General features: G+C 53.6%; 12 protein-coding genes. 3 read left to right on the top strand and 9 right to left on the bottom strand.

The genetic code is table 11. The features are described 5' to 3' along the window. Positions 1-14: 14 nt before the first annotated feature. The 3 genes from osmB to ACVCAM_RS24685 form a co-directional block, all read right to left on the bottom strand. Positions 15-233, bottom strand: a complete 219-nt coding sequence (gene osmB / locus ACVCAM_RS24675; protein ID WP_008501216.1) for an osmotically-inducible lipoprotein OsmB — start codon at positions 231-233, stop codon at positions 15-17. 259 nt (positions 234-492) lie between these two features. Next, entirely contained in the window at positions 493-1245 is a 753-nt protein-coding gene (gene yciT / locus ACVCAM_RS24680; RefSeq protein ID WP_021240295.1) for a DNA-binding transcriptional regulator YciT, read from the bottom strand. 44 nt (positions 1246-1289) lie between these two features. Next, positions 1290-1472 carry a YciZ family protein gene (locus ACVCAM_RS24685; RefSeq protein WP_021240294.1) on the bottom strand — a complete coding sequence of 61 codons (183 nt, stop codon included), beginning with the start codon at positions 1470-1472 and terminating at the stop codon, positions 1290-1292. 193 nt (positions 1473-1665) lie between these two features. On the opposite strand from ACVCAM_RS24685, the gene ACVCAM_RS24690 reads away from it, so the two are divergent. Next, positions 1666-2535 (top strand): crotonase/enoyl-CoA hydratase family protein, encoded by an 870-nt coding sequence (locus ACVCAM_RS24690; RefSeq protein WP_008501218.1) that lies wholly within the window; start codon positions 1666-1668, stop codon positions 2533-2535. On the opposite strand, the gene pdeR is transcribed toward ACVCAM_RS24690, so the two are convergent. The 6 genes from pdeR to crrC form a co-directional block, all read right to left on the bottom strand. Next, the gene (gene pdeR / locus ACVCAM_RS24695) at positions 2532-4523 is read right to left on the bottom strand and encodes a cyclic di-GMP phosphodiesterase (RefSeq protein ID WP_447093724.1); all 1992 of its coding nucleotides are present in this window, start codon (positions 4521-4523) and stop codon (positions 2532-2534) included. The two genes, ACVCAM_RS24690 and pdeR, sit on opposite strands and share 4 nt — an antisense overlap. Positions 4524-4846: 323 nt before the next feature. After that, complete coding sequence (locus ACVCAM_RS24700) at positions 4847-6781, bottom strand: exoribonuclease II (RefSeq protein WP_407223428.1); 1935 nt, start codon at positions 6779-6781, stop codon at positions 4847-4849. Between the two features lie 88 nt (positions 6782-6869). Next, positions 6870-7856, bottom strand: coding sequence for a CMD domain-containing protein (locus ACVCAM_RS24705; RefSeq protein WP_447093725.1), 987 nt, complete (start codon positions 7854-7856; stop codon positions 6870-6872). A gap of 154 nt (positions 7857-8010) precedes the next feature. Beyond that, positions 8011-8799 (bottom strand): enoyl-ACP reductase FabI, encoded by a 789-nt coding sequence (fabI, locus tag ACVCAM_RS24710; RefSeq protein WP_003856831.1) that lies wholly within the window; start codon positions 8797-8799, stop codon positions 8011-8013. Positions 8800-9069: 270 nt separating this feature from the next. After that, a complete protein-coding gene (locus ACVCAM_RS24715) occupies positions 9070-12165 on the bottom strand; it encodes a multidrug efflux RND transporter permease subunit (protein WP_126348183.1) in 3096 nt (1031 codons plus the stop codon). Positions 12166-12258: 93 nt separating this feature from the next. Then, on the bottom strand, positions 12259-12645 hold the full coding sequence (gene crrC, locus ACVCAM_RS24720; protein ID WP_049121940.1) for a colistin resistant protein CrrC: 387 nt from the start codon (positions 12643-12645) through the stop codon (positions 12259-12261). A gap of 271 nt (positions 12646-12916) precedes the next feature. Between crrC and ACVCAM_RS24725 the strand changes: the two genes are divergently transcribed. Both ACVCAM_RS24725 and ACVCAM_RS24730 read left to right on the top strand, forming a co-directional pair. Beyond that, on the top strand, positions 12917-13621 hold the full coding sequence (locus ACVCAM_RS24725; RefSeq protein WP_008501224.1) for a response regulator: 705 nt from the start codon (positions 12917-12919) through the stop codon (positions 13619-13621). Further along, on the top strand, positions 13618-14682 hold the full coding sequence (locus ACVCAM_RS24730) for an ATP-binding protein (protein ID WP_021240288.1): 1065 nt from the start codon (positions 13618-13620) through the stop codon (positions 14680-14682). The genes ACVCAM_RS24725 and ACVCAM_RS24730 overlap by 4 nt, the downstream gene beginning before the upstream one ends. The last annotated feature ends 51 nt before the right edge of the window (positions 14683-14733 follow it).

The following is a 14733-nucleotide window of genomic DNA, read 5'->3' on the forward strand; positions in this document are numbered from 1 at the left end:
GGCTTAGATAATAGTTATTTGCCAACCTGGTGACCGATAATACCACCGACAGCAGCGCCACCTAATGTACCCAGCGTACTACCATCCGTTAATACTGCACCACCGAGAGCACCGGCACCGGCACCAATCGCGGTGTTACGGTCACGTTTAGACCAGTTAGAGCATGCGCTTAGGGACATAGCGACAGTGATTGCCAGAACAGCGGCGGCTAATTTTTTGCTGGTTAAGGTCATAATACTTTCTCCTGAATTATCGATTCACGGAAAGATGTACACGTTAAGTATAGACTAATCGAATACTTAATTCTTTTCCCCGTGAAAGCTGGTCGCGCAGGCGTTACTTCATCACGCAGGTGATAGTCACTTCCTGTTATATCGCTAATAGTAATTTTACGACTTTAGGGCAGGTTAAACAGGTAAAAACTCTTAAAGCAGGGTTAAGAATCATCTCAGAGAAAGACATGTGCGCCCGAAATACGGGCGCGGAGGGAAATCAGGCGCTGGCTTTAATAATATTGACGATCAAACCGCTCTCTTCGAGTTTATTGCGATGCGCTTCGCTCAAACGGTCATCGGTAATCACGCGGCTAAAGCGTGAAGCGGGACCCATCGTGTAAGGGTGAACGGCACCAAATTTAGAGCTGTCGGTGAGCACAATGGCTTCGCACTCTTTTTCCAGTACGGCATTCACCACGTCAGAGCGCATCATATCCCGGCCGGTAAAGCCTGTCTCCGGCTGCCAGCCGTCAATCCCGATAAAGGCCTTACTGAAATGAACCTGCTGGACGTACTGACGGGTCAGCGGGCCAACCATGCTTTCACTTTTTTTCTGATAGATGCCGCCCAGCAGAATCACCTCGCAGCGCGTCTCTTTAAGTAAATGCGCGATATAGCTGCTGACGGTGATAATGGTAACGTCTTTTTGATCGGCAAGCGTTCGCGCCAGAAGGGCATTACTGCTGCCGTTTTCAATAAAGACGGTCTCGCCGTTGTTCACCAGGGACGCAGCAAATTCCGCCAGTTCACGTTTGAGCGCGTAGTTGTTCATCATGCGCGTCTCAACGTCATCACTGTCCAGCGGGACCGCATAGCCGTGCGCGCGACGCAGGTAGCTCTGTTTTTCCAGCAGATTAAGATCCTGACGGATGGTGACTTCAGAAACGCCAGTGGTTTTAGCGAGATCGACTACGCTTACGCGTCCCTGATCGATGACCATCTGCAAAATGAGTTGTTGTCGGGAATTCATAGCATCCATTTAATAAAGCGAAACGAGGTCGGAAACGGTGGGGGTTAAACTTCCCACGGCGCTTTTGGCTGTCTGTTTTCGGGCGCATCGTCAGCGCCATTCTGAGCAAGAAGTTCAGACTTCAGGATCTCAAGATTACGGATAGCAGAGTGATAATCGCCCGCCACCAGGATATCCAGCACGGTATCAATTCGTTGTGCTACAGCTTGTGCGTCAATAGTTGACATAATCTCACCCCAGGCGCGAAAAGTTAATATTTTCAATGATGCAGAAATTGGCTTCAAAAGAGAAGGGAAAAAATGCAATAACCAAATTACATAAACGGAAGTGATAAAATTATTCCCCCTCATGCTGCGGGCTTATTGAGTGGATTAGTCTAAAACTGCGCGCAACGCGCTTTTTTATAAGAGGAATTAGACTATGACAGTTATCAATCAGCCTACCTGCACACTGTTTACCGACACTGAACGGTTCACCCAGCTGTCAGGCTATTATGAGGCAGAGCGACATACAGTCTGGATGATGTTGCGGGCTCAGCCACGTCCTTGCTTCAACCATGCGTTAATAGAGGAGATCATGAACCTTTCATGGCTCGTCCGCCAGTCTGGTTTTGCGGTCGATTTTTGGGTGACCGGATCGCTGGTGCCTGAGATGTACAATGTGGGCGGTGACCTGCAGTTTTTCGTCGAGTGCATTCAGCACGGTCGACGTGAAGCGTTACGGGCCTATGCGCGCGCCTGTGTCGATTGCGTGCATGCGGCCTCCCGGGGGTTTGATACGGGGGCCATCTCGCTGGCCATGGTCGAAGGCAGCGCGTTAGGGGGCGGGTTTGAGGCCGCTCTTGCGCACCATTTCGTTCTGGCGCAGCGCGATGCACGTTTAGGTTTTCCCGAGATTGCTTTTAACCTGTTCCCGGGCATGGGGGGATATTCCCTGGTAGCTCGCCGTTCAGGAATGAAGCTGGCTGAGGAACTCATCTACAAGGGGGAATCCCATACGGCGGAATGGTACGAACAGCATGGCCTGGTGGATCTCCTGTTTGAACCCGGACAAAGCTATGTCTCCACACGAACCTTCATCGACACGCTACGGCCAAAACTGAATGGCGTAAGAGCGATGCTGCGCGCCCGTACGCGCGTTCTGCAATTGCCGCGCAGTGAATTGATGGACATCACGGAAGACTGGGTGGACGCGGCTTTCTGCCTGGAACCGAAAGATATCGCCTACATGGAACGTCTGGTGATGCTGCAAAACCGCCATCACGCGGCGGGGTTGCGTAAAGCCAGTTAATGCTGTTTCCGCGACTGATATCGTTTTAGCCATCGCTCGAATGCGGCAGCGGGCATCGGCTTAGCAAACAGAAAACCCTGCCGTTCGTTGACGCCGTTCTTGGTCAGAAAGGCGTCTTCTTTTGCATTTTCGACCCCTTCGGCAATCACCTGCAGGTTTAACGCCTGCGCCACCGCGACGATGGCGCGCACCAGAGACTGGGAGATGGACTGCTTATGAATATCCCTGACGAACGATTGATCGAGTTTTATGGCGTCAATAGGGAAGCGGGCCAGCTGAGAAAGGGAGGAGTATCCGGTACCAAAATCGTCGAGATGAATTTGCGCCCCCAGCCTGCTGAACTGTTGGATCACTGAGAGCGCCAGCTCTTCGTTCTCGATGAGACAGCTTTCGGTTAATTCGACGTCGACCGGGCAGTATTCAAAGTTCAGATCCTTCAGCGCCTGCTTTAAGTCGCTAAAGATAGTCTGGTCGGCCAGCTGACGCGCAGAGACGTTCACGGCCACGCGCAGGTTAATTCCCTTATCGCGCCATTTCGCCACCTGGCGAACCACATCCAGCATCACCCAGCGGCCCAGCGGCACAATCAACCCTGACTCCTCGGCATAAGAGATAAACTCCAGCGGTGGGATCAACCCGCGTTCGGGCGATTGCCAGCGGACCAACGCTTCAAGACTTCTGACCTCTCCGCGCCAGGTGATTTTAGGCTGGTAGTGGATCAGGAGCTGGTCGTTATCCAGCGCCTTACGCAGGTTGGTATCCAGCCAGAGATACTCAAACACGCGCTGGTTCATCTCGGGCGAGAAGACGCAGAACTTGCCCCGGCCGTTCTCTTTAGCGGTGTACATGGCGGTATCGGCGTTACGAATGACGCTTTCCCGGTCGTTACCGTGCTGCGGGGCGAGGGCGATCCCCAGGGAACAGCCGGTGTAAATTTCGATCAGGCCGATTCGGAACGGCTGGCGCAGGCGGGTTAAAATGCGCGACGCCATCGCTTCCAGAGAACCCTGAGAGGTATGGGTGGCCATGACGATAAACTCATCTCCGCCAAGTCGTGCCAGCACCTGTCCCTCATCCAGACAGCTCAAAATGGCGAGCGCCACAGCCTGTAACAGCTGATCGCCAAACATATGCCCGTAAGCGTCGTTGACCTTTTTAAAGTTATCCCGGTCGAGATACACCACGCCAACCTGCGTGTCGCCGCGGTGACTGATGGCGTCAGAGATCAGGTCGTGGATCGCATTGCGGTTTGGTAAGCCGGTGATGGTATCGGTATTGGCCAGCACGCGCAGCCGCTCCTGAGCGCGGCGTTCCTCGGTAATATCAGTACCGGAACAGATAAGGAAAATTTCATTTTTACCGCTGCCGCTGTGAACGAATTTGTTTCTGAACAGAAACAGTCGTTGCCCTTTACGCGTTTTGATCCAGCGTTCGACTTCGTAGGAGCTGCCGTTGCGGAAGAAACCGGTAATATTGCGCTTTGAGGCAGCCGCTTCGCTGCGGCTCATAAACAGCTTAAACACGTTTTGGCCAATCACTTCTTGCTCTTTGAGGCCGGTATACTCTTCGCTCAGCCGGTTAAAACGCTGAATATTGCCATTCTGATCGAGAATAACAATCACGGAGTTAGCCTCTGACACCACCTGTTCCGCAAAAGAGAGTCCCTGAGCCAGGTCGCGCGCCACGGAGGGCGTATCGTTCCAGGCGGAAGCCGTACCGGCCCACTCGTTACGGGTAATTTTACGGCCCACAAGGTGAACCGGGACATCTTCCCCGAATAACGAGAGCGTCATGGAAATGCTGGAGGTAATAACGGTTAAATGACGGATGAGATCGGCCTGATCGTCGTCCAGCGCAATCACCTGAGTGACATCGGCATTTTCACTGGCGGCAAGGTGCAGAGCGTTGCTGTCAGCTGACAAGCGCCACCATGGGCTGTGGGTTCCCATGTAGCGAAACAGCAAATTTTGCTCCAGATCGTCCATCATGTTTTCTCCCGCAGCTGTTCAGTAGCGCACCAATTATTCATTTGCAGTCGACTTTTCCGTTGAGAAGCAGCGGCAAAACCGAAGTGAACTTATTGTTTTTCCCTGAATTCTTATAATAAAACGAGTCAGATTTAAAAGGATACTTAGTGTATAAAAATTCACGTAACCGAATATAACAACACTCTTTTACTGTAGATAATTATGGCGAATTTGGGCGAGGGGAGACTGAAAATAGTAAGAAAAAATAATGATTTTGTGGCGGGGATAAAAAGAAAAATTGTCGGCCTTTCCGGAAAGGAAATGACCGACAATTGAACAGGTTATCAGGCGACAGGACGCGCGATAATACTGCGGGTTTCCATACGGACTTCAGCGATAGTGACGTCAATCACGTCGGTGACTTTGTAAACTGTTTCACCTTTAATTTGCACCGTACCGTTTTCCTGACTACAGACCATTTCATCACGAACAGCATGCAGGAATGGCGCCGGAATAAACGCGACAGCACCGTTATCGACCAGACGGACGCGCATTCCTCCGCGGCTGATATCAATGATCTCGGCGGCGAAACGGGTATCCGTACCGGCTTTATCCTGCAGGAAGCGCGCGTAAAGCCAGTCGCCAACGTCACGTTCTGCCATGCGGTTCAGACGGCGACGATCGGCCATTTGCAGCGTGGTCTCCTCCTGAGGGCGGGCAACGGTTTCGCCTTTGATAATCGCTTTCAGCAGACGGTGGTTAACCATATCGCCATACTTACGGATCGGTGACGTCCAGGTCGCGTAGGCTTCGAGGCCGAGACCAAAGTGTGGGCCAGGCTCGGTGCTGATTTCAGCGAAGGACTGGAAGCGACGAATGCGGCTGTCCAGGAAGCCCGATGGCTGCGCGTCCAGTTCGCGGCGAAGCTTGCAGAAGCCCGGCAGGGTCAGCACTTCTTCCGGATCGACGTGCACGTCGTGATTCTTCAGCAGGGCCGCCAGCGCTTCGGTATTCGCCGGATCGAAGCCGGTATGGACGTTGTAAATACCAAAGCCCAGCTTGTCGCGCAGCACGCGTGCGGCACAGATGTTGGCGGAAATCATCGCTTCTTCAACGATGCGGTTCGCAATGCGTCGCGGCTCGGCCACGATATCCAGCACTTCGCCTTTCTCACCCAGAACAAAGCGATAATCCGGGCGATCTTTGAACACCAGCGCATGGGTTTGACGCCACTCGCCGCGGTTCAGACAGATGCGATGCAGCAGACGGATCTGCGCGGCAATGGCGTCTGATTCTGGTTTCCAGCTACCGGTATTTTCCAGCCAGTCGGAGACGTTATCGTAGGCCAGCTTGGCTTTCGACTCGATGGTGGCAGCAAAGAACTCGATATCGTCTTCAATCGCGCCATCCGCGGCAATGGTCATGCGGCAGGCGAGAACCGGGCGCACTTCATTTGGGCGCAGAGAGCAGAGATCGTCTGACAGTTCACGCGGCAGCATTGGGATGTTGAAGCCCGGCAGGTAGTTCGTGAACGCACGGATTTTCGCCGTTTCGTCAAGCTTGCTGCCTTCAACAATCCAGGCGGTGGGATCGGCAATGGCAACGGTCAGGTGCAGTTTGCCGTCGGCGCTCTCTTCAGCGTACAGCGCATCGTCCATATCTTCGGTGCTGGCGCTGTCGATGGTGACAAACTCCAGCGCGGTGAGATCGCGACGCGTCAGACCTTCGTCCTGCATCTCGGTTGCCACGCCGTTCGGCGCTTCTTTTTCAAGATTGTGGCGTGCCAGCGTAACCCACCATGGCACGAAATGATCGGCGCCAAAGATAATGAACTGGGTCAGTTCCGCATAAAAACCGCGATCGCCTTTCAGAGGATGACGGCGCATTTCTGCTACGGCCCAGTCACCTTCTTTAAAATCATGCTCAACGCCACGGGCGGCGCGGCAGGGAATGGCATCTTTCAGCAGAGGATGATCCGGCACGATAGAAAGACGATCGTCTTTTCGCTGCACCTTGCCCACAAAGCGGGTCAGGAACGGTTCGATCAGTTCTTCCGGCTCGGCGGACTCACGTTCCTTTTCGGTATGAATGACGGCCATGACGCGGTCGCCATGCATCACTTTCTTCATCTGCGGTGGCGGAATGAAGTAGCTTTTCTGCGCGTCAACTTCAAGGAAGCCAAAGCCCTTTTCCGTGGCTTTTACGACCCCTTCTGCACGCGGCGTCTGGGAATGCAGTTGCTGTTTAAGCTGCGCTAGCAGCGGGTTGTCCTGAAACATAATGTTCTATTTTCGTAGCCATTGAGCGGCTGACAGTTTTACGCGATTCTCACTGTCTCAGCAAGCGGTCTTTGGGTAATGAGTGTGGTTATTCCTCTTTACCAAACGCCACTTTCAGACGATTAAGCCAGCCATCAAACGCACTTTGGGTAAGCAGCGTGATGGCATATTCGCCCTGGAGTCCTTGATCCGTGAGCGGGGTAAACTGCGCGGCGCTGAAGCGGTCCGGCGAGCGGGTCAGCAGTTCGACCGCTGCCGAAAGTGCGGGTGACGTCTGCGGGATCTCTGCGCGGCTGTTTAACAGGAGTTCTCCGGTCAGGTCGAGCAGCGTCGGCTCATGACAAAGCACCGGCGTCAACGCCTCGAGCGCGGGTTCGGCCTGCCAGCGGGAGAGGGACTCCAGCTGATGCGCATTCGCGTAGCGCAGTTCGACGACGGGTAAAAGCGGCATCCACGCATCGTGGCTCGCGGGAAGCGTGTGCGGCTGAATATGGTGCCCCGGCAACCAGCGAACAGGGTGTCCCAACAGCGCCTGAAAAATCGCGACCACGCGCGCCTGAAAACCGATAAAGCCGATAATCTGGTTAATCACCACGATGTCGTACGTGGACAGGCCCACCTCATCAAGCTGGTTCCGGGCTTTATCATCAATGACATCAGGCGAGCTGGCGAGCTGGCGGGCATACTGGGTGATCTGTGCCAGGCGGCGGTTGCTTTCGCGCGAGGAGTCCGGGCCGGGAATCGGGGCGAGGAGGGCGGCGTAGTGGTTACAGAGCCGCTGAACGCCGCAGGCCTGAGCGACCGTTAGCGCGGTACTGAGCCGATCGTAAGCGCTGAGCGTATGCAGTCGGTTCACGGGAATTGAGAGCGGAAACAGCTGGTGGCATAAGGCTCTGGCAGGGGTAAGCCAGCCAGAGCAGGCGGCGACAATCTCATCAGGCAGGGCTAAATCGAGCAAAAAACGATCGTCGACGTTAGCGGCTTCGGGCACCAGGGGCAGAACATCCGTCTGCGCGTGGTTTGACTGGGTTTCATGATACCAGTGGCCTTTGCCGGAAAAACGGCGTTGTTCCATGTGCGTTCCTTGATCTCAAAATGGCGATCAATATCCTGGCGTAAGGCAGATAAAGGGAAAAATATTGTTAGGTGATAACAAATAGCAGAACGGAATAACGAAGGGGTGACGCGGGGGGAAATACTCTCTTCCCGGGCGGGAAGAGAGTCACAGCTTATTTAATTTCCAGCTCGTTCATTGCAGCGATGTTGAAGCCGCCGTCAACGTGAACCACTTCGCCGGAGATACCCGCGGAAAGGTCAGAGCACAGGAATGCTGCAGAGTTACCCACATCTTCAATGGTAACAGTACGACGAATCGGGGTAACCGCTTCGCAGTGTGCCAGCATTTTACGGAAATCTTTAATACCGGAAGCGGCCAGGGTGCGAATTGGACCCGCAGAGATGGCGTTAACGCGCACGCCTTCAGGACCCATTGCGTTCGCCATATAGCGTACGTTGGCTTCCAGAGACGCCTTAGCCAGACCCATTACGTTGTAGTTAGGGATCGCACGTTCTGCGCCCAGGTAGGACAGGGTCAGCAGGGCTGCGCCCGGGTTCAGCATCGCGCGGCAGGACTTAGCCATCGCAACGAAGCTGTAGGAGCTGATATCGTGCGCGATTTTGAAGCCATCACGGGTTACCGCGTTCACGTAGTCGCCGTCCAGCTGGTCACCAGGCGCGAAGCCGATGGAGTGAACGAAACCGTCGAATTTCGGCCATGCTTTTGCCAGTTCAGCAAACATGCCGTCGATGCTTTCGTCTTGTGCAACGTCACATTCCAGAACAATGCTGGAACCCAGCTGCGCGGCAAACTCTTCAACACGGCCTTTCAGCTTGTCGTTCTGGTAGGTGAACGCCAGCTCAGCGCCTTCGCGATGCATTGCCTGTGCGATGCCGTATGCGATGGACAGTTTGCTGGCAACGCCAGTCACCAGAATGCGCTTACCGGAAAGAAAACCCATAGCTTTAATCCTTATATTCATTGCTTATTTTGCCTTGTAATTCATAGCGTTACAGGCAGTATTTCAAAATCATTCGAAATTAGCTCGAAATTATAGCCCACTCACGGCCCTTTGTGTCACGATATTTCTCGCACTTCTCCGAAGTCGCATGCCCCGAAGAATGCGCCGCGGACTCGCGGGGGCGCGAAATTTCAGCATTCGTCCAGTATATCACCCGGCAACAGCTTCGCCTCATCCAACCAGCGAGGAGGCGCGATCACGCAAGGGTGTTCACGCTTTCCTGATGTTGCCGATGAAGCGCGCAATAACGATAAAGAAAACCGGTACGAAGAAGATCGCGAGAAGCGTACCGCTAATCATGCCGCCAAATACGCCGGTACCGATGGCGTGCTGCGTACTGTCGCTCGCACCGGTGGCCAGCATCAGAGGAACAACTCCTAAGGTAAAGGCTAACGATGTCATCAGAATGGGGCGCAGACGCTGACTGGCGGCATGAATGGTCGCCGCCAGCAGGGGTTGCCCTTCGCGATGCAGCTGCCTGGCAAACTCCACAATCAGAATGGCGTTCTTGGCCGACAGGCCGATGAGCGTAATCAGACCGACCTTAAAGAACACGTCATTGGTCATGCCGGCAACAAACACCGCTATCACCGCGCCGATAAGGCCCAGTGGAACAACCAGCATGACCGCAAAAGGAATAGACCAGCTCTCATACAGGGCGGCGAGCACCATAAACACGACCAGTATCGACAGGGCGATCAGGCCCGGAAGCTGCGATTCCGATTTTATCTCCTGTAGCGAACTCCCGGCCCACTCACCCGCCATGCCCTGAGGCAGGCTCCTGGACAAGCCCTCCATGGCCTTCATTGCGGTGCCGCTGGATACGCCTGACGCCGCACTTCCGGTAATCCGTATAGCAGAATAACCCTGGTAGCGCGTCAACTGCTGCGGCGCAACGTTCCAGGATATCGTCGCAAACGTTGATACCGGCACCATCTCACCCATCCGGTTTTTCACTGATAGTTTCAGTATCTGCTCGGGCTGCATTCGATAGGGGGCATCGGCCTGAATAATCACCTGTTGAACGCGGCCGTTGTTCGTATAGTCGTTGACGTAATTTGAGCCCTGGGTGACGGAGAGCGTCTGGTTGATATCATCGAATGAGACGCCCATCGCTTCCGCCTTTTCCCGGTCAACCTGGAGCGCAAGGCTGGTTCCTTCCGGCAGACCGTCTATATAGACATCGCTGAGTTCAGGGCGTTGATTAGCCTGCTGAACCAGCGCGTCGGCGGCCCTCTTTAGAGCCTCATAGCCCGCTCCCGCTCTGTCCTGAACGTACCATGTGAAGCCCGAGGAGGTGCCCATATCCGAAATGGCCGGCGGGAGCAGGCTCATTGTGACGGCATCAGTGACGTTCGTCATGCTGGCCTGTATGTGGTCGGCTTCACCCTGAGCCGTCGAGCCCTGCCGATTTTTCCAGTCCTTCAGCGTGGTGAAGGCCATAGCCGAATTCGGTCCTGAACCTGAAAAGCCAAACCCCAGGATCATAATGTTGCTTTCAATGTCCGGCCGGACCGCAATTTCCGCTTCAAATTTTTTAACCACGTTGAGGGTGCGCTGCATCGTGGCATCAGAAGGCAGCTGGATAGAGGACATAAAGTAGCCCTGATCTTCATCCGGCAGAAAGGACGACGGTAGCGAAGACAATCCAGCAAACAGCGCCGTGCAGAGCGCAACGTAAAGGAGCAGCATACGCCCGGTTCGCTTCAGAACGGCACCCAGCCCGGCTTCGTAACAGACGGTGAGCAAACGGAAGCGCGCGTTAAACCTGGCCGCGAACCTTCCACTTCCGCTCTTTCCTGCCTTGTGCGGCTTGAGTAACGTTGCGCACAGGGCAGGCGTTAGCGTCAGGGCCAGAAACGCGGACAGCAGTATGGAGACCGCCATAGAAATACAAAATTGTCGATAGATAATCCCGACCGAACCCTCAGCAAACCCCATGGGGATAAAGACGGCAGTGAGCACCAGCGTGATCCCGATAATCGCCGGGGAGATCTCCTGCATGGCCTGCCGGGTAGCGTCCCGTGGGGAGAGGCTTTTTTCCGCCATCAGTCGTTCGACGTTCTCCACAACCACAATGGCATCATCAACGATAATCCCTATTGCCAGCACCATGCCGAACATCGTCAGAATATTGATGGAGTATCCGCTCAATAACATCACCGTGAAGGTGCCAAGAAGTGCGACGGGAGCAACAATCGCCGGGATAAGCGTACAGCGTATCTTGTGCAGAAACAGAAGCATCACCAGGAAGACCAGCACCATCGCTTCTACAAATGTCTGAACCACCTTCATGATAGAAAGTTTCACAAACGGCGCGGTATCGAAGGGAACCGTAAACGCCATTCCTTCCGGTAACACCTGGGAAAGCTCGTCGATGCGCGCGCGTACGCCTGAAGCTGTACTCATTGCGTTGGCACCCGGCGACAGCTGGATTGCCGCCGCCGTTGCGGGCACGCCATTTTCGCGGATACCGAAAGCGTAACTTTGCAGGCCGGACTCAACGCGCGCGACGTCGGACAGTTTCAGCCTCGCGCCCGATGCATCTGATTTCAGGGTAATGTTTCTGAACGCCTCTACCGAAGTGAGTTGCCCCTTCACGGTGATGGGATACGTTACGCCTTGTCCCGCAGATGCTGGTTCATCTCCCGTTTTGCCGGGCGAAACCAGGGCATTTTGCTGGCCAACAGCAGTAAGTACATCGCTCACCGAAAGGCCGTAGCTGTGGAGCTTCATCGGATCCAGCCAGATACGCAGCGCTTTTTCGCCGCCAAACAGCTGAACTTTCCCTACGCCGGGCACGCGACGAAGCTCGTCACTGACGTTTCGGGCAAAATAGTCGCTTAAGTCGGCTTCCTCGAATTGACCGCTGGTGGACTTCAGCCCCACCATCATTAAAAATCCAGAATTAGCGGCCTCGACGTTAATGCCGTTTTGTCTTACCGCCTGAGGAAGACGAGGCTCGACGATCTTAATCTGGTTCTGCAGATCCATCTGCGCCAGCTTGATGTCCGTGCCGGGTTTAAACGTGACGGTAATCGATGCCGAACCGGTTGTGTCGCTGGATGATTCGAAGTAGAGCAAATTATCTACGCCAGAGATTTCGCGCTCGATTAACGATACCACCGACGTATTCATGATATCGGGGCTGGCCCCCGGGTAACTGACGGAAATAATGATGCCCGGCGGTGCCACCGCCGGATACTGCGCAACCGGCAAACGAGGAATAGACAGGAGACCCGTCAGGACGATAAACAGCGCCACGACCCAGGCGAAAATAGGGCGGTCAATAAAAAAATGAGGCATTGGTTTTTTTGTGCAAAAGAGTGAGGTAGAAAGTCTACCGCGCACCTGTTTAGCGGAAGTGGGCGGTTTATGGAGGATGTGTGGAGCAAGGGCTCAGATCATTCTCATAATGAGGTACAGCGGTGCTCCACCAAAAAAAATGATCAAATAACATTCATAGTAAAAGATCAGATCCTCAATATCGGGCATCGCGTTTAACAGCACGGTGAACGTAATAATGAGATAAACAAAAATCACCATCAGCCAGAAGGCGATGATAAGTAGCTCAATGAACGCGCCGGCTTTATTTTGTATGACCAGAGAAACCACTGACAATGCGATGCAGCCATAGATAAGGGGTGAAGAGAGCAGCGTTGAGGCGACTTTCTCATCCATTCTGTGTACCAGCACCAGCCAGGTATAAAGTAATCCCCACGACAGCAGCAGAAACAGAGAATATATACCCAGTTTTTTAGGAGAAAAACATTTAGAAAGTTCCATGTTCATTATTTCAGCCAACTTCATAAAATCTTTAAGAAACAGTGGTAATTTGCAGCGCGCAACGCACAACACGTTATGCCTCATTAGTGATTTTGAACGGACATTGTCGAGTCTTTATTGACTGAATGTGTAGGCTGTGTGGAGAAATAACCGGGCATTTAAATCAACCGGGAAATTTTCGTGACTACGGCACTTTTTCCCGGAGGCTGTGTCTTATTGTGCTCAAGATATCTGATAGCGTGCTTAAAGGGATTTCACCCGCGGAGATAATATGAACAAAAATACGCTGATCCTTGTTGTTGAAGATGAAGACGAAATCGCCGATATACTGATGAGCTACTTAGAGCGTTCGGGAATGAAAACGCTCAGGGCCAGGCAGGGCGAGCAGGCGATAACGCTCAATCGCCTCCATAAACCGGATCTCATCTTGCTGGACATTCACCTGCCCGTGTGTGACGGCTGGAGCGTGCTTACCACGCTTCGCCATGAAAGCGCTGTCCCCGTCATTATGGTTTCCGCTCTCGATCAGGACGTCGATAAACTTATGGGTCTGAGGCTCGGCGCGGATGATTACGTAATCAAACCCTTCAACCCTTCGGAAGTTGTCGCACGGGTTGAGGCGGTGCTGCGTAGAACAAAGCCTGCGCTTCAGCAGGCGGGGGCCCTGCCGCTCAGAACGCCATTCATTACGGTCTATCCGGATGATTTCTACGTGGAGGTTACTGCGGGGCCCGAGGTTATCTCCCCGGTCTTAACGACGACCGAATTTAAATTGCTTTCTTACCTGGTGCGGTATCCGCGCAAGGTCTGTTCCCGTGAAGAGTTGCTCAACGCGTGTTTGCCGGAAGGCGATACGCTCGACAGAACCGTCGACAGCCATATGAGCAAGCTGCGAAAAAAACTGGAGCTGGCCGGTCTTTATGGCGTTCCCGAGAGCATCAGGGGCATGGGTTACCGGCTTGGGGAAAAGAAATGAATAAAGAGTCTGTCCTGAGTCGTCAGATCTTAACGTATATGCTGTTGCTGACGTTTACGATAATTGCCATCGCCATACTGGGCTCCTGGTTTTTTTACTCCTTTATTCTGGATCATCTTCCCGGCGGCCCTGCTGCAGGCGATGACGAGCAGATGACGATGTGGGACTGGGTATGGATTGGGACCGCGACAACGATCAGCCTGATCATTGCCGTATTCTTTACGGTCAAACTTTCATCGCGAATACTCACCCCGCTAAACGCGGTCGCGTCCAGCCTGAAAAAAATTTCTCAGGGCGATCTGGACGCAAGGGCATTCTGTGCCAGTTCCCGGCTGGGAGAGATCAATCACCTGGTTACGGATTTCAATGAAATGGCAGAAAAGCTGCAAACGCTGGATATCCAGCGGAAATCCTGGAATGCTGCGATTGCGCATGAACTCAGGACCCCGGTCACCATTTTACGCGGAAGGCTTCAGGGGCTGGTTGACGGGGTGTTTACCCCGGACCCGGTGCTGTTTACTAACCTCCTCAAACAGACGGAAGGATTAACCCGTCTGATTGAAGATCTCCGGGTTATCAGTTCGGATGGCGGGGCAGGATACACGTTATACCAGGCCAGAACGGATCTGAAAGGGACAATACAGGACGCGCTCGATACCTTCATGCCCGAGTTCAACCGTAAGGCATTTACCGTCCATACTGAACTGAGGGAGCAGCAGTGCGTATTCGATCCCTTACGCATCAATCAGTGTCTGACCGTTTTATTTGACAATGCCTTACACTATTCCACCTCGCGCAAGCTCACGGTAAAAAATGGTGTTTCGGATAAAGGCAATTTTATCCTGATTCAGGATGGGGGACCGGGTATCCCCAGGGAGTTTCATGACTTCCTGTTTCAGCCCTTTCAGCGCGATAACGGCGCCAGACAGTTGAACCCGGAAGGCTGTGGTTTGGGCTTGTCGGTGGTAAAAGCCATCATGCTGGCGCATGGTGGCGATGTTACCTATACCTTATCAACGCAAAACCATTCGATATTTAAACTCACCTGGCCCGACTCGTGAGCGTCAGCGGCAGGTCAAATGTGCCTGCCGGCGGTAAATGCCATATTTTTC

This window comes from Enterobacter sp. CFEC122, from assembly GCF_052983755.1.

What these genes read in the sequence shown, in the direction of transcription:
- osmB (WP_008501216.1), bottom strand. Translation starts at nt 233, where the DNA reads ATGACCTTAACCAGCAAAAAATTAGCCGCCGCTGTTCTGGCAATCACT.
- yciT (WP_021240295.1), bottom strand. Translation starts at nt 1,245, where the DNA reads ATGAATTCCCGACAACAACTCATTTTGCAGATGGTCATCGATCAGGGA.
- ACVCAM_RS24685 (WP_021240294.1), bottom strand. Translation starts at nt 1,472, where the DNA reads ATGTCAACTATTGACGCACAAGCTGTAGCACAACGAATTGATACCGTG.
- ACVCAM_RS24690 (WP_008501218.1), top strand. Translation starts at nt 1,666, where the DNA reads ATGACAGTTATCAATCAGCCTACCTGCACACTGTTTACCGACACTGAA.
- pdeR (WP_447093724.1), bottom strand. Translation starts at nt 4,523, where the DNA reads ATGATGGACGATCTGGAGCAAAATTTGCTGTTTCGCTACATGGGAACC.
- ACVCAM_RS24700 (WP_407223428.1), bottom strand. Translation starts at nt 6,781, where the DNA reads ATGTTTCAGGACAACCCGCTGCTAGCGCAGCTTAAACAGCAACTGCAT.
- ACVCAM_RS24705 (WP_447093725.1), bottom strand. Translation starts at nt 7,856, where the DNA reads ATGGAACAACGCCGTTTTTCCGGCAAAGGCCACTGGTATCATGAAACC.
- fabI (WP_003856831.1), bottom strand. Translation starts at nt 8,799, where the DNA reads ATGGGTTTTCTTTCCGGTAAGCGCATTCTGGTGACTGGCGTTGCCAGC.
- ACVCAM_RS24715 (WP_126348183.1), bottom strand. Translation starts at nt 12,165, where the DNA reads ATGCCTCATTTTTTTATTGACCGCCCTATTTTCGCCTGGGTCGTGGCG.
- crrC (WP_049121940.1), bottom strand. Translation starts at nt 12,645, where the DNA reads ATGGAACTTTCTAAATGTTTTTCTCCTAAAAAACTGGGTATATATTCT.
- ACVCAM_RS24725 (WP_008501224.1), top strand. Translation starts at nt 12,917, where the DNA reads ATGAACAAAAATACGCTGATCCTTGTTGTTGAAGATGAAGACGAAATC.
- ACVCAM_RS24730 (WP_021240288.1), top strand. Translation starts at nt 13,618, where the DNA reads ATGAATAAAGAGTCTGTCCTGAGTCGTCAGATCTTAACGTATATGCTG.